Here is a 21,711-nt window from a genome sequence, read left to right on the forward strand (position 1 = left end):
ACCGCGGGCGGCGTCAGGCCTTCTTGTCGGGGCCCGCGATCAGCTTTCCGCCCTGCACCCTGACCGGGACGTCGGCGAGCGGGCGGCTGGCGGGGCCCTGCAGGACCTTGCCGGTCGTGACGTCGAAGCGGCTGCCGTGGCAGGGACAGATACCCACCTTGCCCTCGATCTTCTGCAGGGGGCAGTTCTGGTGGGTGCACCGCGACCAGAGCGCCTTGTACTCGTCGGCGCTCGGCCGGCTCACGAGCAGGAACTGCTCCCGGTAGTACTTGACTCCCCCGACCGGTACGGCGTCCGCGGACCCGAGGTCGACGGGCTTGTCCGGCCCCGACGCGGTGCCGCCGCCGCCTCCCGAACACGCGGTGAGACCCAGTCCGGCGGCACCGGCCAGGGCGGCTCCCATGAGGACGGAACGACGGGCGGGGGGCAGACCGGACATGGGGGGCTCCAGTGTTCAACGGGCATCGGCGACGGACCCGACCATACCGGTGGAGATCCCCGTCACGGCAGGCGGTGTTTGCAGCGTTTACGGGCCCGGGAACTTCGGCTACGTTCTGGATCTGTGATCACCGTCGCCGGAGAATCCCTGATCGACCTGGTGCCGCAGAACGCCGCGGCGCCCGGCGGACCGCTGCCCGCGCTGCTGCCACGGCTGGGCGGCGGGCCCTACAACACGGCCATCGCCCTGGGGAGGCTCGGCGCCCGGGTGGGCTTCTGCTCGCGGGTCTCCACCGACGGCTTCGGCCAGGCGCTGCTCGGCGGTCTCCGGGCGGCCGGTGTGGACCTTTCCCTGGTGCAGCGCGGGCCGGAGCCGACGACGCTCGCGGTGGCGGCGCTGAGCGACGACGGTTCCGCGGGGTACGGCTTCTACGCGGAGGGCAGCGCGGACCGGCTCTTCGAGCTACCGGAGGAACTCCCCTCCGAGGTGCGGGCTTTGGCCGTGGGGACCTGTTCACTGGTGCTCGAACCGGGTGCGAGTGCCTACGAGGCGCTCCTGCGGCGGGAGGCGGCGCGCGGGGTGTTCACCCTGCTCGACCCGAACATCAGGGCGGGGCTGATCCAGGACGCGGAGGCCTACCGCAAACGCTTCAGGGGCTGGCTGCCCGATGTCACCCTCCTGAAGCTGTCGGAGGAGGACGCCCACTGGCTCGGCGGCACCCCGGAGGAGTGGCTGGCCGCGGGGCCTGAGGCGGTCGTGGTCACCCACGGTGGCGCGGGGCTGACCGTACGGACCAGGGCGGGTGACCGGTACGCGGTCCCCGGCGCCGCGGTCGACGTGGCGGACACGATCGGCGCAGGCGACACCGTCAACGCGGCGCTGCTGCACGGTCTGGCGGAACGGGACGCGCTGTCGGCGGCGGCGACGGCCGCGATGTCCGCCGACGACTGGGCCCAGGTCCTGGGCTTCGCTGCCCGTGCGGCCGCAGTGACCTGCTCACGCACGGGGGCCGAACCGCCCTACGCGTGGGAACTCGAACGGCGGCCCGGCTGAGGGCTGTCCCGTAATCCCTGGTGGATCGGCGCGCGGCGCCGTCTGCGGTGCCTCGCACGGCGCAGGGGTGTTCGCATACTGGATGTATCCGGGCGTTCCGGCAACGCGGCGAGGTGCCGTAGCTGACGTCGTGCGCCCGCCAGGGATTGCGGGACAGGCCTTGGGCCCCCCGGGGGCCCCCGGGGGGGCTCCCGGCACGGCGCAGGGCGACCCGCCCGGCCCGCCGCTACTGCCCATGGCAGAGCACCACGGGCAGACCTTCGCCCCGGCCCGTCACGGCGGCCCGGAACCGTACGCCACCGCCGGCCCGCGCCACTTTCACGGGGCCGGTCCGCGGCGCCGTGACGGGCCGGGCCCGTCACGGCGTCACCGCGCGCGGCACCCGTCGCCGGTCACGAAGCCCGGCGTGTGCGCGTCGCCTTCTTCGGCGGGGACTTCTTGGCCGCCGGCTTCTTGGCCGCTGCCTTCTTCTCCACGGCTCCCTTCGCCGGCGCCTTCGCCGCCGTCACCTTCCTCGGGGCCGCCTTCTTCGCGGTGACCTTCTTCGCGGTGGCCTTCTTCGCCGGAGCGCGGACGGCCGGGGCCGCGTCGCTGATCCGCTCGGCGTCCAGGATCTCCCGCAGGAACTTCCCCGTATGGCTGGCCGGGACCCCGGCCACCTCCTCGGGAGTGCCCTCCGCGACGACCAGGCCACCGCCGTTGCCGCCCTCGGGTCCCATGTCGACGACCCAGTCCGCGGTCTTGATGACGTCCAGGTTGTGCTCGATGACGATCACCGAGTTCCCCTTGTCGACCAGCCCCGACAGCACGTTGATGAGCTTGCTGATGTCCTCGAAGTGAAGGCCCGTCGTCGGCTCGTCCAGGACGTAGACCGTGCGGCCGGTCGAACGCTTCTGCAGCTCACTCGCCAGCTTCACCCGCTGCGCCTCACCGCCGGAGAGGGTGGGGGCGGACTGCCCGAGCCGGACGTACCCGAGGCCCACCTCGTGCAGCGTGCGCAGATGACGCGCGATCGTCGGGACGGCCTCGAAGAAGTCCAGGCCCTCCTCGATCGGCATGTCCAGGACCTCGGCGATCGACTTGCCCTTGTAGTGGACCTCCAGGGTCTCCCGGTTGTAGCGCGCACCGTGGCAGACCTCGCACGGGACATACACGTCCGGCAGGAAGTTCATCTCGATCTTGATCGTGCCGTCACCCGAGCAGTTCTCGCAGCGACCGCCCTTGACGTTGAAGGAGAAGCGCCCCGGAAGGTAGCCCCGGACCTTGGCCTCCATCGTCTCGGCGAAGAGCCTGCGCACATGGTCGAAGACTCCGGTGTACGTCGCCGGGTTGGACCGGGGCGTACGTCCGATGGGCGACTGGTCGACGTGGACGACCTTGTCGACCAGGTCATCGCCGTCGACCCGGGTGTGCCGGCCGGGGACCGTACGCGCACCGTTGAGCTCGCGGGCGAGGTGCGTGTAGAGGATGTCGTTGACCAGCGTCGACTTTCCGGATCCGGAGACACCGGTGACCGCGGTCAGCACCCCGAGGGGGAAGGCCACGTCGATGTCCTGGAGGTTGTTCTCCCGGGCTCCGTGCACCGTCAGCCGCCGCCCCGGGTCCACGGGCCTGCGCACGTCCGGGATCGGGATGGCCCTCTTGCCCGCCAGGTACTGGCCGGTCAGCGACTCCTTGTTGGTGAGGAGGTCCTTCAGCGAACCGGAGTGCACGACCTTGCCGCCGTGCTCGCCCGCGCCGGGGCCGATGTCCACGACCCAGTCGGCGACCTTGATGGTGTCCTCGTCGTGCTCGACCACGATCAGGGTGTTGCCCATGTCGCGCAGCCTGATGAGCGTCTCGATCAGGCGGTGGTTGTCGCGCTGGTGCAGGCCGATGGACGGCTCGTCCAGGACGTACAACACACCGACCAGGCCGGAACCGATCTGGGTGGCCAGCCGGATGCGCTGCGCCTCACCGCCGGAGAGCGTGCCCGCCGCGCGGTTGAGCGAGAGGTAGTCGAGGCCGACGTCGACCAGGAACCTCAGCCGTTCGTTGACCTCCTTGAGCACCCGCTCGGCGATCTTCTTGTCGCGGGCGTTGAGCTTCAGCCGGCCCAGGAAGTCCGCGCACTCGCTGATCGACATGGCGGCGACCTCGGCGATGGACCTCTCCATCACGGTGACCGCGAGGACGATCGGCTTCAGCCGGGTGCCCTCACAGGTCGGGCAGGGCACCTCGCGCATATAGCCCTCGAAGCGCTCCCTGCTGGAGTCGCTCTCGGCCTCGGAGTGCCGCCGCTTGACGAAGGGCACCACGCCCTCGAAGGAGGTCGTGTAGGCGCGCTCGCGGCCGTACCGGTTGCGGTAGCGGACCTCGATCTGGGTCTTGTGGCCGTACAGCAGGGCCTTCTTGGCGCGCTGCGGGAGCCCCGCCCAGGGGATGTCCGTGCGGAATCCGAGCTCGCCGGCGAGCGCGCCGACCAGCCGGGCGAAGTACTCCTTGGTGTGGCCGTGCGACCACGGTGAGATCGCGCCCTCGTCGAGTGACTTGTCCTCGTCCGGGACGAGCAGCTCGGGGTCGACCTCCATGCGCGTCCCGATGCCGGTGCAGTCGGGGCAGGCGCCGAAGGGCGAGTTGAACGAGAAGGAGCGCGGCTCCAGCTCCTCGAAGGACAGGTCGTCGTACGCGCAGTAGAGGTGCTCGGAGTACATCCGCTCACGCTCGGGGTCGTCAGCGGGCAGATCGACGAAGTCCAGGATGACCATGCCGCCGGCCAGGCCGAGGGCGGTCTCCACGGAGTCGGTGAGGCGCCGCTTGGCGCTGTCCTTCACCGTGAGGCGGTCGATGACCACCTCGATGGTGTGCTTCTCCTGCTTCTTCAGCGTGGGCGGCTCGGAGAGCTGGATCGTCTCGCCGTCCACCCGGGCACGGCTGTACCCCTTGGTCTGGAGGTCGGAGAAGAGGTCGACGAATTCACCCTTGCGCTCGCGCACGAGCGGCGAGAGGACCTGGAAGCGGCTGCCCTCGGGCAGTTCGAGGACCTTGTCGACGATGGCCTGCGGGGACTGGCGCGAGATGGGCCGGCCGCACTGGGGGCAGTGCGGCTTGCCGATGCGTGCGAAGAGCAGCCGCAGGTAGTCGTAGACCTCGGTGATGGTGCCGACCGTCGAGCGCGGATTGCGCGAGGTCGACTTCTGGTCGATCGAGACGGCGGGGGACAGACCCTCGATGAAGTCCACATCGGGCTTGTCCATCTGCCCGAGGAACTGCCGGGCGTACGAGGAGAGCGACTCGACATAGCGGCGCTGCCCCTCGGCGAAGATCGTGTCGAACGCGAGGGAGGACTTGCCTGATCCGGAGAGCCCGGTGAAGACGATCAGGGAGTCACGTGGGAGGTCGATCGAGACGTTCTTGAGGTTGTGCTCGCGAGCGCCACGAACGATGAGACGGTCGGCCACGCCGGTCCGCACCTTTCTGAGAGAAGAAGCAGGGGCGGAGCCCCCTCCCCAGGGTATGGGGGGCGCCTCAGCGATGTCTGAAGATGGCTTGTTGGATGTCTCTCACGAGCTTATAGCACGCGCATTCGATTACCTGCCATCGGTAAACAGCTTCACCCGAAGGAGTGGAGGGGCCTATCGTCGGCTGCATGATCGATCACGCGCGAGACCTGAGATCCCTGGACGAGGCGACCGAAAGGCTGCTGGCCTCGGCCGCCGGACTGGACAACGCCGCGGCCGCGGAACCGTCACGGCTTCCCGGCTGGTCCCGCGGTCACGTACTGGCTCATCTCTCCCGTAACGCCGACGCGATCGGAAATGTTCTCAACGGGCTTCCGATGTACGCGTCCGCCGAGGCCCGCGACGGCGACATCGAGCGCGACGCGCACCGCCCGCTCGCCGAACAGCTGGCGGACGTGCGCGAGAGCGCGGCCCGGCTCCGCGAGCACACCGGACTCCCCGCGGACTGGTCCCGAACCGTCACTCTGCGCAACGGCGTCACGGACACGGCGGCCCGGCTCCCCTTCCGGCGGTGGGCCGAGGTCGAGCTGCACCACGTCGATCTCGGCATCGGATACGAGCTGGACGATCTGCCCGGGGAGTTCACCGAGCGGGAGATCGACTTCCTGCGGGACCGCTTCTCCGCCGACCCCGCGGTGGCCGGCGTCACCGGGCCCGCCGCGGCGCTGCTGGGCTGGCTCTCGGGCCGGGGCGACGGCAAGGGCCTGACCGTCCCCGGCAACGGCGCCCTGCCCTCGCTGCCGTCGCTCTAGACTCGCACCATGACGTACAGCGGAGTGGTGAAGGTCGGCGGCGCGGCGGACGTACACGAGCTGACAGCTCTGATGATCTCCAAGGTCGCGGTGGGCCCGATGAACAACAACGCGTACCTGCTGCGCTGTCGCGAGTCCGGGCAACAGCTGCTGATCGACGCGGCCAACGACACCGGGACACTGCTGCAGCTGATCGGATCCGACTCCATCGCCTCCGTCGTCACCACCCACCGCCACGGCGACCACTGGCAGTCCCTGCAGGCGGTGGTGGATGCCACCGGCGCCCGTACCTATGCCGGGCGGTACGACGCCGGGGGCATCCCTGTCGCCACCGATGTGCCGGTGGAGGACGGTGACACGATCCATGTCGGCCGGGTCCCGCTGATGGCCCGCCGGCTGATCGGCCACACCCCCGGCTCGATCGTGCTGATCTACGACGACCCGCACGGCCACCCGCACGTCTTCACGGGTGACTGCCTCTTCCCCGGCGGGGTCGGGAACACCCACGAGGATCCGAAGGCGTTCACCAGCCTGCTGGACGGTATCGAGACGAAGCTCTTCGACCAGCTCTCCGACGAGAGCTGGGTCTATCCGGGGCACGGCCACGACACCACACTGGGCGACGAGCGCCCGCACCTGGCGGAGTGGCGCGCACGCGGCTGGTGACCGGCGCCCGCGCCCGTACGCCTGCGGCTCCGGGCCGCTCCGTCAGACGTGGGTCCTGTCCTTCTCCCCGGCCCCGGCCGCCCGTTGCTTCCTGGTCGCGAGAAGGCTGGTGACGGTGGTGACGATCAGGACACCGCAGATGACCGCCAGCGAGACAGGGATGGAGATCTCCGGCACCGGGACCCCCGACTCGTGCAGCGCGTGCAGCAGCAGCTTGACGCCGATGAAGCCGAGGATGACCGACAGCCCGTAGCTGAGGTGCACCAGCTTCTTCAGCAGGCCGCCAATGAGGAAGTACAGCTGACGGAGGCCCATGAGGGCGAAGGCGTTGGCCGTGAAGACGATGTACGGGTCCTTGGTGAGCCCGAAGATCGCGGGGATCGAGTCCATCGCGAACAGCACGTCAGTGGTGCCGATGGCGAGCATGACGACCATCAGCGGCGTCATGATCCGCTTGCCGTTCTGCTGGATGAAGAGCTTGGTGCCGTGGTAGCGGTCGGCCACGCCGAAGCGGCGCTCGACCGACTTGAGCAGGCGGTTCTCCTCGTATTCCTCTTCCTCGTCGTCCGATCGCGCCTCCTTGATGAGCTTCCAGGCGGTGTAGATCAGGAACGCGCCGAAGAGGAAGAAGACCCAGGAGAAGCCGGCGATGATCGCCGCGCCCGCCGCGATGAAGACCGCGCGCAGCACCAGCGCTATCAGGACTCCGAACAGCAGCACTCGCTGCTGCAGGTGGGACGGCACCGAGAACTTCGCCATGATCAGGATGAAGACGAAGAGGTTGTCGACGCTGAGCGACTTCTCGGTGATGAATCCGGCGAAGAACTCCCCCGACGCCTGGCCGCCACCGAAGAGGAACAGCCCGAGGCCGAAGAGCGCGGCCAGGGCGATCCAGACCACGGTCCAGACACCGGCCTCCTTGACCGATACGTCATGGGGTTTGCGCCCGATCACGAAGTCGACCGCGATCAGGGCGCCCAGACCAAGAATGGTCAGGGCCCACAGGGTCAGTGAAACGTCCATCACGCCTCCGGCGATTGCTACGGCTACTTGATCAGCGTCGTCGCTGCCGGAGGTCTCCTCCACCCGGGCCGGACCGACCGGCGCCCCGGGCCGGCGCCCCGGAACCCTCAAGGGTCCGTACTGACGGGTGCGCCGCAGTTGGGGAGTACTCCCCTCCGCACCAAAAACAGTACAGGGAACACCAAGGCCAGGTAAAGGGCTGAGTAAAGAAAAGACCAAAGGCGCAGCTCAGTGGGGTCTGAGAAGGCAAACCCTTCCCCGAACGCAGAGGGCGGGAATCCCGGAGAGGTCAGGCGCGGCGAGCGGCGGCGACCTGACGCAGCACGTCCCGCAGGAGGTCGCTGCCCGGCGCCGGCACCGAGGGCTCGTAGGTCCACGCGTGTCCGACCCAGGGGTCGGCGATGTGGTCGTCCGGCACCGGAGTGATGCGCAGGAACGCACGCCACAGCGGGTCGAGCACCGGGCCGTGGTCCCGCGCGTCCTCCCGGTCGGCGACCATCAGCAGATGGACACCGGCAGAAGGCCCCTCGTCGGCCAGATAGCGCAGCCGCGTGAGGGCGCGGTCGTCGAAACCGTGCGGGAAGTCGTTGACGATCAGCAGCTGTTGGGCGGGGTCGAGGTCCGGTGACAGGGAATCGGCCGCGCCTCCGCGCACCGCCATCTGCACCAGGTCCACGCGCCGCACCAGCCGTGCGAGGACGGCGGTCACTCCCTGTGGGCCCCTCGCCGGGGGCGCGTCGAGCACTCCGGAACCGGTCAGCGGAGCCAGCGGGCCGGCACCGGCGCCCGCCGGGTCGATCACCTGGACGGAGAACTCCCCCGCCGGGTGGACAGCGAGAAGGCGGGCCGTGTGGGCGACGGCGGTGTCCATCGCACGGCTGCGCAGCGCGGCCGCATCGAGCTCTGCCGCGGATCCGGTACGGCCGCTGTCGACCCAGATACCGCGCTCCAGCGGCAGCCGCACCAGCATCGGGATGTGCAGCTCAGGACGGACCGGGAGGTGCAGATCACCGACGCGCACCGCGAGCGGGGCCTCCCCCGGCACCCGGTATCCCTGCCAGACGGGGTGATCCCAGCGGGCGAAGGCCGGGGCCAGCGCCGGTTCGACCACCCCGGACTCGGCGGTCAGCTGGTCGAGATCCCGGTCGAGCACCTCCTGCGCCCGAGCGGTCAGCAGGTCGCGCTTCTCCTGCGCCTGCCGCCGGGCCTCGGCGCCGGCGGGGCCGGTACGGCTGCGCGAGTCGGCGAGCACCCCGTCGGTCTCGCGCTCCAGCCGCGAGTCGGCGAAGCCGACCGCGCTGCGGTACGCGGCGACCGTCCGGGCCAGGTCCTCGAACATTCCCCGGACCTGGTTGTACAGCCGCTCCTCCATCGACCACCCGGTGGCGTCGCCCGCCACCGGCCGGGCCCGCTCGTCCGGCCCGGGCGCGGACATGTCCCCGGCCGGGGGCGCGGACGGTTGCCGGCGCGGGTGTGTGTAGTCGACCCGGCTTCGCTGGGCGCTGCGCCCCGCGGCCGGAGCCGCGGGGACGGCCGCGCCGCCGGTGACGGCGGCCTCGATGACGCCCGCGAGGTCCCTGGCGCGCGGCACTCCCTGGTCGCCCAGCAGCTCGGCGAGGCCGCCCTCGTACCCCTGGCCGACAGCACGGACCTTCCAGGCACCCTGTCTCCGGTAGAGCTCCAGCGCCACCACTGCCGACTCGGCGCCGAGGCCGGTGAGGGTGTAGCTGACGACCTCCGCACCGTCCGGTCCGGTGACGGTCGTGAACGGCGCCGCGACAGAGGCGAAAGAGGACGGCCCACCGGTCCCGGTGGGCAGAGCCAGCAGGATGTGGACCCGGTGCACGGCCTCCGGCAGCGCCTCCGGATCCACCGTGAGCCGGTGATCGGCCGCCGCCTGCCGGGGTACTACGAGACCGGGCAGCCGGGGCGCTCCGGGGTGGGCGACCCACTCCGCGCCGCTGACCCTGCCCTGTTCGTCGCCGAATGTCGCCCCGGCCAGGACCGGACTCCCGGCCGACACCCGGATCTCCAGTCGGGTCCCGGGCAGGGGGTGGTTCTGCCCCCGGGCCAGCTCGGCCGTCATCGCGCGTGTCCCCTCGTCGCGTAGCGGTTGTTCACCGGCCCCGCCGCTTCACCGCCGCCGCTTCACCGGCACGCGAACAGCAGTTCCCGGCGGCGTGGTGCCGCCGGGAACTGCCTGCGCGCTCTTCGCCGGGTGGTGAGGCCGCGTGGTGAGGGAGCCTGTCTCGGTGGCTACAGGTGCGGCAGGATCGCCGGCATCAGGTCCTGGAACGTGCGCCCGTTGGCAGGGTTGCCGATGGCCGTCATCTGCCAGCCGCCGCCCGCGCGGTGCACCTTCGCCATGATCTGGGCGGTGAACTGGCCCCCGCCGTCGAGCGTGTAGCGGGCGAGCTCTTCACCGTTGGTCTCGTCGACGATGCGGCAGAAGGCGTTCTGCACTTCCTGGAACGTCTGGCCGGTGAAGGAGTTCACCGTGAAGACGATCTGGTCGATGTGGACGGGGACCCGTGCGAGGTCCACCAGGATGGCCTCGTCGTCGCCGCCCTGGCCCGCACCGCCGACCAGGTTGTCACCGGTGTGCTTGACCGAGCCGTCGTCGCTGACGAGGTGGCGGAAGAACACCACGTCCACCGGCTGCTTGTCGGCGAACAGCACCGCCGATGCGTCCAGGTCGATCTCCCGGGTGCGGGAGCCGAACAGCCCACGGCGCGGCGCCGCCTGCCAGCCGAGCCCCATCCGCACCGCCGTCAGTGTGCCCCCGTCGTTCTTCTGCAGGCTGATGGCCTGCCCCTTGGTCAGATTGACGCCGGGGCCCTTCGCAAAATTGGCCGTCACGCGCTGTCCCTTCTTCCTGTTTCCCCACGTTTCCCCGCACCCTACGCAGTCGCGCGGACACCGCAGGAGGGCCGGGACATTTTTGTGTCGTTCTTGCAACAACCCGGTCAGGCGAGCCCGCCCTCCTTCATCTGGCGCAACTCCTTCTTCAGCTCACCGACTTCGTCACGGAGCCGGGCGGCCACCTCGAACTGCAGGTCCGCTGCGGCGGCACGCATCCGCTCGGTCATCTCCTCGATGATTCCGGCCAGTTCCTCGGCAGGGCGGTCGGTCGGAACCGCCTTCGCTCCCTTGGCCCCCTTGCCGCCCTTCGCCGCTGCGCCGCCCAGAGCGGGCACCGGAGTCTTCGGCTGCTTCCCCTCTTTGGGCTTGCGGTAGCCCGTACCGAGCAGCTGCTCGGTGTCGACCTCCTCGCGCGCGATCGTCGCGACGATGTCGTTGATCTTCTTCCGCAGCGGCTGCGGGTCGAGACCCCGCTCCGTGTTGTACGCGACCTGCTTCTCACGGCGCCGGTTGGTCTCGTCGATGGCCTTCTCCATCGCCGGCGTGATCCGGTCCGCGTACATGTGGACCTGGCCCGACACATTGCGCGCCGCGCGGCCGATCGTCTGGATCAGCGAGGTGCCGGAGCGGAGGAATCCCTCCTTGTCGGCGTCGAGGATGGCGACCAGCGACACCTCGGGGAGGTCGAGCCCCTCACGCAGCAGGTTGATCCCCACCAGTACGTCGTACTCCCCGGCCCGCAGCTCGCGCAGCAGCTCGATACGGCGCAGCGTGTCCACGTCACTGTGCAGATAGCGCACCTGGATGCCCAGGTTGAGGAAGTAGTCGGTCAGGTCCTCGGCCATCTTCTTGGTGAGCGTGGTGACCAGGACCCGCTCGTCCTTCTCCGTACGCCGGCGGATCTCGTGGACGAGGTCGTCGATCTGGCCCTCGGTCGGCTTGACGACCACCTCGGGGTCGACAAGCCCGGTGGGACGGATGATCTGCTCCACGAAGCCGTCGCCCCGGGAGAGTTCGTACTTCCCCGGTGTGGCCGAGAGGTAGACGGTCTGGCCGATCCTCTTCTGGAACTCCTCCCACTTCAGCGGCCTGTTGTCCAGGGCCGACGGCAGCCGGAAGCCATGGTCGACAAGGGTGCGCTTGCGGGAGGCGTCGCCCTCGTACATCGCGCCGATCTGCGGGACGGTGACATGCGACTCGTCCAGGACGAGGAGGAAGTCCTCGGGGAAGTAGTCCAGGAGCGTGTTGGGCGCGGTGCCGGGGTCGCGGCCGTCGAAGTGCATCGAGTAGTTCTCGATGCCGGAGCAGCTGCCGATCTGGCGCAGCATCTCCAGGTCGTAGGTGGTGCGCATGCGCAGCCGCTGGGACTCCAGCATCTTGCCCTGCTTGTCCAGCTCCGCGAGCCGCTCCTCCAGCTCCTTCTCGATGCCGTTGACCGCCTTCTCCATGCGCTCCGGGCCCGCCACGTAGTGGGTCGCAGGGAAGATGTAGAGGGAGTCGTCCTCGCTGATGATCTCGCCGGTGAGCGGGTGCAGCGTCGAGAGCGCCTCGATCTCGTCGCCGAACATCTCGATACGGACGGCGAGCTCCTCGTACACGGGGAAGATCTCGATGGTGTCCCCGCGCACCCGGAAGGTGCCACGGGTGAACGCCACGTCGTTGCGCGTGTACTGGATGTCGACGAAACGGCGCAGCAGCTCGTCCCGGTCGAACTCCTCGCCCACCTTGAGGGGCACCATCCGGTCCACGTACTCCTGCGGTGTCCCCAGGCCGTAGATACAGGAGACCGAGGCGACCACGACCACGTCCCGGCGGGTCAGCAGCGAGTTCGTCGCGGAGTGGCGCAGCCGCTCGACCTCCTCGTTGATCGAGGAGTCCTTCTCGATGTACGTATCGGACTGCGGTACGTAGGCCTCGGGCTGGTAGTAGTCGTAGTACGAGACGAAGTACTCGACGGCGTTGTTGGGGAGCAGCTCGCGGAACTCGTTCGCCAGCTGGGCGGCGAGCGTCTTGTTCGGTGCCATCACGAGCGTGGGGCGCTGCAGCTTCTCGATCATCCAGGCGGTGGTCGCCGACTTGCCTGTACCGGTCGCGCCGAGCAGGACGACATCCTTCTCACCTGCGCGGACACGCTTCTCGAGCTCGGCGATGGCCGTCGGCTGGTCACCGCTGGGCTGGTAGGGACTGACGACCTCGAAAGGCGCCACCGTGCGTTCGATCTTGGAAACGGGCCGCATGGAACCACCGTACGACCCCCCACTGACAACCGGGCGACTTCGCCGTCCGGCCGGGCTGTCGGCGGGCCGCCGTACGGTGGGTGCGTGGAGAGCGAAACGCAGAGTGTCGAGTGGACCACGGCCGGCAGCGCCATCGGACCGCTGCTGCTGGCCGCGAGCAGCAGGGGGCTGGTCGGTGTGGTCTTCCACGCCACTCCAGCGGTGCGCCGCAGAGCCCTGGAGCGGCTGGCCGCGCGGTTCGCGGCCGAGCCGGTCGAGGCGCCGGAATCGGCCCGGCTGGCCGGGCCGGTGCGCCAGCTGGCCGCCTACTTCGAAGGTGACCTGCGGGAATTCACCCTGCCGCTGGACTGGACGCTGACGTCGGGATTCAACCGCCAGGTGCTGCGCGAGCTGGCGGCCGGCGTGCCGTACGGCTCCGTCGTGGGGTACGGCGATCTGGCCCGCCGGGTGGGACAGCCGGGGGCCGCGCAGGCGGTGGGCGTCGCGATGGCGTCGAACCCGCTGCCCGTCGTCGTGCCCTGCCACCGGGTGGTGGAGAGCAATGGCGGCCTGGGCGGATTCGGCGGAGGCCCGGAGACGAAGCGCCGGCTCCTGGCGCTGGAGGGAGTGCTCCCGGAGCCCCTGTTCTGACCCCGGATCTGACCCCGGAGCCTCTCTTCTGACGCACTCCCCGCGGCCCTCCCCGGCTCGCGGGCCGGGGACGGCGAGCCGGTTCAGAGGCTGATGTGGTACGCCTTGCGCAGCGTCTCGTGGACGGTCCAGGTCGTACGGTCGCCCTCCCGCAGTACACACGCGTCACCGGGGCCGATCCGCATCGTCTCCCCGCCCTCGACGGCCACGGTCGCCCGCCCGCTGACCACCACGAACAGTTCGTTGGCCTCGGTGTCGGTCACCACTCCCGGGGTGATCTGCCAGATCCCGCGAAGCTGCGTGCCGTCCGCGGACTCCCACAGGACCTTGCCGGTGACCACGGGGTCACCGGAGACGATCTGTGCGGGGTCGAGCGGTTCGGGCTCCAGCTCGGCGTCGGGTATGTGCACGGCGAAGGAGGCGGTCGTCTGATCACTAGTCGTCATGGCGGGCAACCTTAGCGACCGGGGCCGGCGGGAAGAATCCGGTGTCCGCCGAGCGGGCGGGCCGATCCGCGTGAAGCGGCGGTCCGGGTACACCGTGTCGTGACCGGCGGGTCCGTCGCAGCAGAGCCGGACCTGTCCCATGGTGCGCACGCCAGTGGTCCGGGTCGGGGATCTGCCGGCCACGGGCGGGCGGCCCGCGCTCGCCCGGCCGGTTGTCAGTGGTGGCATCTAGCTTTGAACCAGTGGAGACCGGCCGGAAGGGCCGGTCCCTGGGGAGGGGTGTGCCGTGACCGCTGGCGGGTCGGGAGAGACGACGTATCTGGAGCTGTCCCAGGAGGGCGCGGGGGCGCACAAGTTCTACGAAGTGACCGTCAGCGGGACGACGGTGGCCGTGCGGTACGGGCGGATCGGTGCGGAAGGCCAGCGCCAGGTCTCGTCCTTCCCGACCGCGGTCAAGGCGCAGGCCGCCGCGGCGAAGAAGGTGGGCGAGAAGGTCCGGAAGGGGTACGCCCCCGCGGTGCGGGGGTTGCGGGCCGCGCGAGCGGTGACGCGCCGCCAGGTGACGTCCGCCCCCTCGACGGCACGGGCGACGGCGCCCGTTCTCTGGCGTTTCCGTACCGGCGCGTCCGCGTTCGGGATCCACATCGACGAGGACCACTGCTGGGTGGGCAATCAGCAAGGCGACGTGTACACCCTGGGCCACGACGGCGAGGTGCTGGCCCGCTTCTCGCTGCCCGACGGGGTCAAGTGCCTGGTGGCCGACGACTTCTGGATCTACGCGGGCTGCGACGACGGAAAGGTGTACGACCTGTCGTCCAAGGTGCCCTTCGCCGCTTACGAGATCGCGGAGGACGTGGACATCTTCTGGCTGGACATCCACGAGGGCGTGCTGAACGTGTCGGATCACAACGGCGGCCTCACGGTGATCGACCACGAGGACGAGTTCCAGTGGTCGCGCCGCTCGAAGGGGCGTAACGCCTGGATGGTGCGGGCCGACGACCACGCGGTCTACCACGGGCACACACACGGCGTGACGGCCTACGCGGCGGACGGCAGCGGCGAGTTGTGGCACACGGACACCTTCGGCGGTGTGCTCTTCGGCTGGCAGGAGGAGACATCGGTGTACGCGGGCACCGGCCGCCAGGTCGTCGAGCGGCTCTCCAAGGCGACCGGCCGGAGCGAGGCGCGCTACCAGTGCGACGCGGCCGTGTACTCCTGTGCCACCTCTGCCGACGGGGAGTACGTCTTCGCGGGCGACCTGGCTTCGTCCGTCTACTGCTTCACCGCGGACGGCACCCGGCTGTGGAAGCTGGGGACGGGCGGCGGTGCGGCGCTCTCCATGCAGTACCACGACGAGAAGCTCTACCTCGTCACCACCGACGGCTCGCTGGCGTGCATCGACGCGAGTGAGGCGGCGATCACCGCGGCCCAGTGCGGGAGCCTGCCGGTCGCGGTGGACGTCAAGCAGGCCGCGGCGCTGCCCACCTACACGCCGCTGGCCGACGTGGCCACGGTGAGCGCCCTGCCCGCGCCGGGTGCCGGCATCGTGGTGGAGTGCGTCCAGCTCGGGAACCGGCTGCGGGTCCAGGTGGTCTCGGAGGGCTATCAGCCGGGCTGGCATGTGCAGTTCCCCCGCGGGATACGCCAGGCCGGCGCCCGGTACGTGGTCGACGCCCTGCACTCCTCACCGGGCGGCTTCTACCGGGTGCGGGGGGAGATAAAGCGCCTGGTGTAGCCCGGCGGGCGGGCGGCGCTCAGCCCGGCGGTGGTCCGCTCCAGGCCGGATGGCGGGGGTGGTCAGCCCGTACGACGACGTCCGCGGCCCCAGCAGGGGCGGCCTCCTCCTCGTAGCGCCGGACGGCGGGCAGCGTCCACTGTTCAGCCGGGTCGGTGCCGCGCCGGAGCGCGCCCGGCGAGAGCCTCATGTGGATGCTCAGATCGAAGGGAAACCAGTGCCCGAACAGAAACGGCCCCTCCACGATGAGGACCGCGCCCTCGGGCAGCTCCTGATACGGGCTGCGGGTGGCGCGGTCGGTCACCGGGTCCCAGAGATCGGGCAGTACCCGTCCGGTGCCCCCGGCCTCCAGCGGACCGAAGACCTCGCGCCAGAGCGCGCCGGTGTCGAACCAACCGCTGTAGTACGTGTCCGGATCCTGCTTCCCGTACTCGTACCGCAGTGAGGCCGGCCGGAGAAACCCCTGTGTACTGACCACAAGCGCGGATCGGCCCCGGGCCCGCAGCCCGTCGGCGACGGAGGCCGCCAGCTCGCCGGTGGGAGCAGCGGAGGCGCCGTCCACCGCGATCTTGGGCCAGGGCCCGCCGTCCGCTGCCTTCAGTCCGTCGGCGCTCCGGACCAGAGCGCCGGTCAGCCGTTCCCAGGAGATCGCTTCGAGTCGCACCCGTCCATCATCACCGAACAGGCCTCTACGATCGGCCGCATGGATCTGGAATTCGCGCAGAAGTTCGCCACGGAGTGGCAGGGCGACTGGAACTCGCACGACCTGGAGCGCATTCTCGCGCATTACCACGAGGACGTGACCTTCAGTTCGCCGATGATCGCCCGCTTCAACGGCAGCGCGTCGGGGGCCGTTCACGGCAAGGACGAGCTGCGGGCGTACTGGCGGACGGGACTTGCCCGCATCCCTGATCTGCACTTCGATGTCATGGACGTACGGGCCGGGGTCGACTCGCTCGTGATCGACTACCGCAATCAGATCGGCGGACGGGTCTATGAGGTGCTGACCTTCCGGGATGGCCTGGTGATCGCCGGCTTCGGCGCTTACGGGACGGTGCTCGCCGTCGAGGAGTAGCCCCGGGAACGCCCGGGGGGCATGGAGCGGGCCCGGAGGTATGTCCAACCCCCGGGCCCTGATGATGCCGCCCCACTGCACACGCCGGAGCGCTTGAGGGCACAGGTCAGCTGTTACGTCGTCGCGCTCTGCCATTGAGCTACCGCCCCGCGAGAGGGGCGGGCCGGGGTCGAACCGGCAACCGACGACCAAGCCCGTGCCCGGTCGGACCGGCGATGAGCGGCGAATGCTGAGTCTGGAGCGAGAGTCTGAGACGAAACGCGGCTCAAGCCGCTTCATCACGACGAACTTCAGTTTCAGCTTGCGCTCCTCGCGCACCCCGGGCCACCGTCGAGGCGGCCCGGGGAGTCTTTGCCGCTACCCGCGCCCGTCTCCGAAGAGGTAGCCGAACACCGCGTCGCCCACGTGCTCGTCGGTGACATCGGCCCCGTTCGCGTCCTCGCGGGCGAATTTCACGGCCTGCTGCAGTTTCTCGACCCTGCTCACCAGCTCATTGACCCGGCGGGCAGGCAGTGCACCGGAGAATTTCACCGTGGTCCAGTAGCCGACCGGCACATCCTCGTAATACACCTCGACCTGCGCCGGGTGATTCTCCGTCGCTTCGGCCTTCACATGGTTACGGGGCACTTTCCGGGTGCGGACCGTGCGCACCGGCTCCGTCTTCCAAGCGTCGGCAGAAGGGTCCTGTACCCAGAATTCGGATGCGTCGAGAACCGGAAGTCTCCGTGCGAAAGTGTGGAGCTCGGTGAGCTGCTTCTCCAGGAAAAGGAGATACGAGACGGGCACAGCGGTGAGCAGAGTGCGTCCTTCGACCTTCACATCGGCGCGGGCCGAGCAGTTCGCCCAGTCCTTGGTGGCCGTGACATCGAAGAGCCTGGTCAGGGTCGCCGCAGTCTCCCGCAGCACGTCCTCGGCCTGCACCTGGACCCGCGTGGACTCGGGCGGCAGCTGCTCGCCCTCTTCGTCCTTCGGCTGGTAGGTGCGGGAAATTCCCGACAGCAGGACCGGCTTCTGCAATCCCTGCTGGGCCGCGGTGAGGTCCTGATGGGACTTGGACTTGATTCCCTTTTCGACTGCGATGATCTGGTTGAGTTTCGCCACGCATGGAACGTAGCAGCGGCAACTCCCCGAGTTCCAGGGGTTATTACCTCCGCGGCGGGAATCGAGTCACGGAGGGAGAAGCGGCTCCGGCGCTCCCCGGTAGGATCCCGGCATGTCACTGCCCCAGCCGCCACCCCTGTCAGAGGATGACGGAAACACCCCGTACGACAGTGCGTCACGGACTAGGATGAACAATCCCCCAGCGGGCAGCGGGCAGCGGGCAGCGGGCAGCGGGCAGCGGGCAGCAGGCAGCAGGCAGCAGGCAGCAGGCAGCAGGCAGGCCGGGAACCGCTCGGAAGTCGATCCTCTTCGCCGCACGCTCGGCGGCAGCCCTGCACCGCCTCCTCGACGTGGCTCCGGTCTTTTCGGGTGACGACCGCATCGGCCTCCGCAGATTCACCCTGGTGCCCGGTTCGGACTTCGGGGCCGACGCACTCACCGCGATAGAGGACGCGGGTGCGCGCACCGTCCCCTGGGCGGAGGCCCTGCGCCGGCCGTACGACTTGATAGTCGCGGCAAGTCCCAAGGGCGATCTCCACCTGCTGACCGGGCCCCTTGCTCTGCTCCCGCACGGTGCGGGCTTCAACAAGTCGCTCGCCGGGGAAGGTTCAGCCGACGCGGCCTCCGGGCTCGATCCCGCCTGGCTGCTGCACGGCGGCCGTCCCCTCGCCGATCTGCACGGGCTCGCCCACCCCGGTCAGATCGCCCGGCTCGCGGCCGGCTCCCCGGCCGCCGCGGGCCGCGCGGCCGTGATCGGGGACCCCGTCCTGGACCGCATGCTGGCATCGCTTCCGCGCCGGGACGCCTACCGCACCGCCCTCGGGACCGGAGGCCGCAGACTCATCGCCCTCACTTCGACATGGGGGCCCGAGTCCCTGCTGGCGCGGCGCCCCGGGCTGCCCGCCGAGCTGGCTGCCCATCTCGACTGTGACGCCTACCAGTTGGCACTCATCCTGCATCCGAACGAGCACAGCAGGACAGGCGCGTACGACCTGCGACAGGCCCTCGCCCCCGCGCTGGCCTCAGGGATGCTTCTGCCCCGGCCGTACCAGGAGTGGGCCTCGGTCCTCGTGGCGGCCGACGGCGTCATCACCGACCACGGCTCGACAGCCTTGTACGCAGCGGCCCTGGGCACTCCCGTGGCGGCGGCCTGCGATGGCGGCAGTGAGCTCATCCCCGGCTCGCCGATGGCCGGGCTCCTCTCCCGGGTGGCGGCCCTGGAGACTCCGGACGGGCTGGAACCCGCGCTGGCGGCCACCACCCCTCAGGCCATCCACTCCCTGGCGGCGCCGGCCTTCGCCGAACGGGGCAGGTCCCTGGAGCGGCTGCGCACCGGCCTCTACGCACTGCTGGGCATCGCTCCCCCGGGCGCCCCGATCAGCGCTCTCCCCCTCCCCTCGCCGGCTCCCGCTCACCACACCCCGGCGGCCTTCGCGGTCCGTACGGAAGTGGACGGCGATGAGGTCCGCGTCGAACGCCGCCCCGCCCACACCGAACTCCCGGCCCACCACCTCGCGGTCGAACCGGACCGGGCCACCGTCGCTCAGGCCCAGAGCGCCGCCCTGCTCTTCCGCCGCCACGCCCGGCCCGGCCGGACCAGCGCTCCGCACTCCGTCAGCTGGACGGCGGGCGGCTGGACCGCTCACGCCCTCGCCGGCCACCCGGGACGCCGTACCGCGGCGGCCGGGCTCTCCGCCTCCCGCTGGCTGCTCCGCAGGGCGCAGATGCCCCTGCTCACCGTGTGCATCGACGGATCACCGGACGGATGGGCGGTGGTACGGACCGATCCGGCCGCCGTCCTGTCCGGTGTGCACGCGTGGCTCCACGACAACCCCTGCCCCGGCGCTCCCGTCACCCTGCGCTGCCGGGTGGCGGGCCGGACGTACCGCGCGCATCTGGCGCCCGCCACCGACGCCGACGCGGCGTACGAGCTGTAGCCGCCGCACACCGGCGGAGCGGAGCCTCACGAGCCACCATCCGCGGCCGGCGCGCGCCCCGGTTCAGGAGCCTCAGGCGAACGGGAGGCCGCCCTCCCGTTCGCGGATCTCCCGGGCCGATTCCCGGTGCGCCGAGGCCTGTTCCGCGTCACCGGACTCCGCGGCCAGTGAGGCGAGGGCGTCAAGGATCCGCACCTCGTCGGTCCCTGAGCCGCGCTCGCGCGCCCCGTCCAGGGCAGCGGCGTACAGCTCGGCCGCCTCCTCCCGGCGCGCGAGCCCCTGCAGCACCCGGCCCAGCTCGAATCCGGTCCTGGCGGTCATCCGCTCGCGCCGCTGTTCCCGCGCCATCGCGTGGGCCCCGGCCAGCAGGGCTGCCGCCCGGTCCGGTTCGCCCAGTGCCGCCGCGGCCTGGCCCAGCAGGTGGGTCTGGAGCAGCACCCCGTACGGATTCCGGATCCGGGTGTGGATCCGCCGGGACTCCTCGAAGTCCGGCACGGCGGCCGCCCAGTCGCCCTGGACGGAACGGACCTTGCCACGGAACTCCAGCGCGGAGGCCCACAGTTTCAGCCCGCCCGTATCCCCGGTGTCGCCTGTCCCGCCCGTCTCGCCCGTCTCGCTCCCGCCCGGGCCGCCGCTCAGCCGGGCCGCGCTCACCGCCAGCCCCACCTCGGTCTCCGCCTCCTCGTACCGCCCCTGCTCCCAGAGCGGGCGGGCCAGCTGGCAGCGCATCCGCACCAGGGCGGCGATGTGCCCGGCCCGCTGTGCGGCGTCCCGTCCCGTGCGGAAGGCCTCGGTCACCTCGCCGTAGTGCGCGTGGTCGAGGAAGTGCGTCCACAAGGGTTCACAGAGGGCCCAGGCCTCGGCGTCCATCCCGCACGCGTACGCGGCGCGGACACATCCGAAGAGTGCGAGCCGCTCACTCTCCATCCACCGGAGGGCCCGCTGCTTGCCCGGCCCGAACTCGACGTCGGGCGCTCCCTCGACGGCGGACACCTCGCCGGCGAACCGCATGCGCGGCCCCGCGGCCAGCGCGTCCGCCCGCTGGGCCTGTCGCAGATACCAGCGGATCAGCCGCCCGCGCGCCCCGGCCGCCTCGGCTTCTCCACCGTCCCGGCGCACACAGCGCACCGCGTGGGCGCGGAGCAGATCGTGCATGCCGGGCCGGCCGCCTCTCCCCGGCAGCAGCAGACTGGCCCGCTCCAGCTCCTCCAGGGCGTCCTCGGCAGCATCGGCGCCTTCGCCGAACAGCGCGGTGACGGCCTCGGGCGCCGGGTACGGGCCCGGGTGGACCGCGAGCAGCCGGTACAGCCGGGCGGCGGCGGGCCCGAGATCGCCGTACGCCGCGTCCCAGACGGCCTCGACCATGGGGATACCCCTCTCGGTCCACTCGTCGGTCAGCTGCGCGACCAGTCGCAGCAGCCGTCGCCTGCGGTGCTTGCGGAGCCACTCACCGGCGACCTCCAGCGCGGCGGGCAGGCCCCCGCACACCCGGGCCAGAGCCTCCGCTGCCGCGGGTTCACCGGAGAGACGCGGGTCGTCCGCGATCGCGCGCAACAGCTGCGCGGCGTGCTCGTCGCCGAGCGGCCCCAGCGGGATCTCCAGATCGGCGCCGCCCTTCAGGTCGTCCAGACGCCCCTGGCTGATGGCGATCACGACGGAGCCGGCCGACGCGGGCATCAACTGCTCCAGCTCCACGGCGAACCGGACGTTGTCGACCACGAGGACCAGGCGTCTGTCCCCGGTGCGGGCCCAGTACTGCCGCCGGCGCCCCGCGTACCCCGCTTCCACCCACTCAGGACGCACCCCGAGCGAGCGGAGCAGCTCCCCCAGCACCTCGGCCGTCTCGACGCCCCCGTCCCTGCGGTGGTCGTCGAGATCGACGAAGCGCAGGGCATCGGGGGACTCGCCGGCCAGCGCCCGCGCGAGCCGGACCCCGAGCGCCGTCTTGCCGACGCCACGCATCCCGTGGACCGCTACGACGAGCGGGCGGCCCTCCCCGGCGCCTGCGGCTCCGCTGCGCTCGCCGGCCACCCGGACGACGGCGGCCTGTTCACCCTCGCGGTTGACGAAGTGCGCGGCCCCTGGCGGCAGCTGCGACGCCGTGATGCCGGGATCCGCCTCCGCACCGCCATGGATGTGCAGTTCACCCACGCTCCCCGTCTGGACGACCGTGTCCACCCGGGCCTGCCCGCTCACGCTGTTCCGCGTCTCATCGACCACACGTCAACTCTATGCAGGGGCAATGACATTGGGGC

Annotated in this window: 17 protein-coding genes; 7 read left to right on the forward strand and 10 right to left on the reverse strand. The window is 70.6% G+C overall.

Annotated features, from left to right (window positions below; genetic code table 11):
• Nucleotides 1-13: 13 nt before the first annotated feature.
• Nucleotides 14-439, reverse strand: coding sequence for a Rieske (2Fe-2S) protein (locus OG917_RS08250; protein ID WP_328316892.1), 426 nt, complete (start codon nucleotides 437-439; stop codon nucleotides 14-16).
• Nucleotides 440-562: 123 nt separating this feature from the next.
• Here OG917_RS08250 and OG917_RS08255 point away from each other — a divergent pair, with 123 nt between their 5' ends.
• Entirely contained in the window at nucleotides 563-1,492 is a 930-nt protein-coding gene (locus OG917_RS08255) for a carbohydrate kinase family protein (protein WP_328316893.1), read from the forward strand.
• Between the two features lie 392 nt (nucleotides 1,493-1,884).
• On the opposite strand, the gene uvrA is transcribed toward OG917_RS08255, so the two are convergent.
• Entirely contained in the window at nucleotides 1,885-4,932 is a 3,048-nt protein-coding gene (gene uvrA, locus OG917_RS08260) for an excinuclease ABC subunit UvrA (RefSeq protein ID WP_328316894.1), read from the reverse strand.
• 188 nt (nucleotides 4,933-5,120) lie between these two features.
• Between uvrA and OG917_RS08265 the strand changes: the two genes are divergently transcribed.
• On the forward strand, nucleotides 5,121-5,744 hold the full coding sequence (locus OG917_RS08265) for a maleylpyruvate isomerase family mycothiol-dependent enzyme (protein ID WP_328316895.1): 624 nt from the start codon (nucleotides 5,121-5,123) through the stop codon (nucleotides 5,742-5,744).
• A 9-nt stretch (nucleotides 5,745-5,753) separates the two neighbouring features.
• Entirely contained in the window at nucleotides 5,754-6,410 is a 657-nt protein-coding gene (locus OG917_RS08270; RefSeq protein WP_328316896.1) for an MBL fold metallo-hydrolase, read from the forward strand.
• 42 nt (nucleotides 6,411-6,452) lie between these two features.
• Here OG917_RS08270 and OG917_RS08275 read toward each other — a convergent pair whose 3' ends face one another.
• The 4 genes from OG917_RS08275 to uvrB all read right to left on the reverse strand — a co-directional run bounded on the left by OG917_RS08275 (nucleotide 6,453) and on the right by uvrB (nucleotide 12,532).
• Nucleotides 6,453-7,433 (reverse strand): TerC/Alx family metal homeostasis membrane protein, encoded by a 981-nt coding sequence (locus OG917_RS08275; RefSeq protein ID WP_328316897.1) that lies wholly within the window; start codon nucleotides 7,431-7,433, stop codon nucleotides 6,453-6,455.
• 289 nt (nucleotides 7,434-7,722) lie between these two features.
• Nucleotides 7,723-9,519, reverse strand: coding sequence for a TerD family protein (locus OG917_RS08280; RefSeq protein ID WP_328316898.1), 1,797 nt, complete (start codon nucleotides 9,517-9,519; stop codon nucleotides 7,723-7,725).
• Nucleotides 9,520-9,689: 170 nt separating this feature from the next.
• Nucleotides 9,690-10,256: a TerD family protein gene (locus OG917_RS08285; RefSeq protein WP_328321739.1), complete on the reverse strand. Its 567-nt coding sequence runs from the start codon at nucleotides 10,254-10,256 to the stop codon at nucleotides 9,690-9,692.
• Nucleotides 10,257-10,399: 143 nt separating this feature from the next.
• Entirely contained in the window at nucleotides 10,400-12,532 is a 2,133-nt protein-coding gene (gene uvrB / locus OG917_RS08290) for an excinuclease ABC subunit UvrB (RefSeq protein ID WP_328316899.1), read from the reverse strand.
• A gap of 84 nt (nucleotides 12,533-12,616) precedes the next feature.
• Here uvrB and OG917_RS08295 point away from each other — a divergent pair, with 84 nt between their 5' ends.
• Nucleotides 12,617-13,162: a methylated-DNA--[protein]-cysteine S-methyltransferase gene (locus OG917_RS08295; protein WP_328316900.1), complete on the forward strand. Its 546-nt coding sequence runs from the start codon at nucleotides 12,617-12,619 to the stop codon at nucleotides 13,160-13,162.
• An 83-nt stretch (nucleotides 13,163-13,245) separates the two neighbouring features.
• Here the strand turns inward: OG917_RS08295 and OG917_RS08300 are convergent, their stop codons facing one another.
• Complete coding sequence (locus OG917_RS08300; protein WP_328316901.1) at nucleotides 13,246-13,608, reverse strand: cupin domain-containing protein; 363 nt, start codon at nucleotides 13,606-13,608, stop codon at nucleotides 13,246-13,248.
• 286 nt (nucleotides 13,609-13,894) lie between these two features.
• Between OG917_RS08300 and OG917_RS08305 the strand changes: the two genes are divergently transcribed.
• Nucleotides 13,895-15,343, forward strand: coding sequence for a WGR domain-containing protein (locus OG917_RS08305; RefSeq protein ID WP_328316902.1), 1,449 nt, complete (start codon nucleotides 13,895-13,897; stop codon nucleotides 15,341-15,343).
• 19 nt (nucleotides 15,344-15,362) lie between these two features.
• Here the strand turns inward: OG917_RS08305 and OG917_RS08310 are convergent, their stop codons facing one another.
• On the reverse strand, nucleotides 15,363-16,007 hold the full coding sequence (locus tag OG917_RS08310) for a uridine kinase (RefSeq protein ID WP_328316903.1): 645 nt from the start codon (nucleotides 16,005-16,007) through the stop codon (nucleotides 15,363-15,365).
• Nucleotides 16,008-16,046: 39 nt separating this feature from the next.
• Between OG917_RS08310 and OG917_RS08315 the strand changes: the two genes are divergently transcribed.
• Nucleotides 16,047-16,418: a nuclear transport factor 2 family protein gene (locus OG917_RS08315; protein WP_328316904.1), complete on the forward strand. Its 372-nt coding sequence runs from the start codon at nucleotides 16,047-16,049 to the stop codon at nucleotides 16,416-16,418.
• Nucleotides 16,419-16,775: 357 nt separating this feature from the next.
• Here the strand turns inward: OG917_RS08315 and OG917_RS08320 are convergent, their stop codons facing one another.
• Nucleotides 16,776-17,519, reverse strand: coding sequence for a DUF7873 family protein (locus OG917_RS08320; protein ID WP_328316905.1), 744 nt, complete (start codon nucleotides 17,517-17,519; stop codon nucleotides 16,776-16,778).
• A 350-nt stretch (nucleotides 17,520-17,869) separates the two neighbouring features.
• Between OG917_RS08320 and OG917_RS08325 the strand changes: the two genes are divergently transcribed.
• The gene (locus OG917_RS08325; protein WP_328316906.1) at nucleotides 17,870-19,456 is read left to right on the forward strand and encodes a translation initiation factor 2; all 1,587 of its coding nucleotides are present in this window, start codon (nucleotides 17,870-17,872) and stop codon (nucleotides 19,454-19,456) included.
• A 72-nt stretch (nucleotides 19,457-19,528) separates the two neighbouring features.
• Here OG917_RS08325 and OG917_RS08330 read toward each other — a convergent pair whose 3' ends face one another.
• A complete protein-coding gene (locus OG917_RS08330) occupies nucleotides 19,529-21,676 on the reverse strand; it encodes an NB-ARC domain-containing protein (RefSeq protein WP_328316907.1) in 2,148 nt (715 codons plus the stop codon).
• Nucleotides 21,677-21,711: the final 35 nt, after the last annotated feature.

It is taken from the genome of Streptomyces sp. NBC_00388 (assembly GCF_036061255.1).
GTDB lineage: Bacteria > Actinomycetota > Actinomycetes > Streptomycetales > Streptomycetaceae > Streptomyces.

What these genes read in the sequence shown, in the direction of transcription:
- OG917_RS08250 (WP_328316892.1), bottom strand. Translation starts at nt 439, where the DNA reads ATGTCCGGTCTGCCCCCCGCCCGTCGTTCCGTCCTCATGGGAGCCGCC.
- OG917_RS08265 (WP_328316895.1), top strand. Translation starts at nt 5,121, where the DNA reads ATGATCGATCACGCGCGAGACCTGAGATCCCTGGACGAGGCGACCGAA.
- OG917_RS08270 (WP_328316896.1), top strand. Translation starts at nt 5,754, where the DNA reads ATGACGTACAGCGGAGTGGTGAAGGTCGGCGGCGCGGCGGACGTACAC.
- OG917_RS08275 (WP_328316897.1), bottom strand. Translation starts at nt 7,433, where the DNA reads ATGGACGTTTCACTGACCCTGTGGGCCCTGACCATTCTTGGTCTGGGC.
- OG917_RS08280 (WP_328316898.1), bottom strand. Translation starts at nt 9,519, where the DNA reads ATGACGGCCGAGCTGGCCCGGGGGCAGAACCACCCCCTGCCCGGGACC.
- uvrB (WP_328316899.1), bottom strand. Translation starts at nt 12,532, where the DNA reads ATGCGGCCCGTTTCCAAGATCGAACGCACGGTGGCGCCTTTCGAGGTC.
- OG917_RS08300 (WP_328316901.1), bottom strand. Translation starts at nt 13,608, where the DNA reads ATGACGACTAGTGATCAGACGACCGCCTCCTTCGCCGTGCACATACCC.
- OG917_RS08315 (WP_328316904.1), top strand. Translation starts at nt 16,047, where the DNA reads ATGGATCTGGAATTCGCGCAGAAGTTCGCCACGGAGTGGCAGGGCGAC.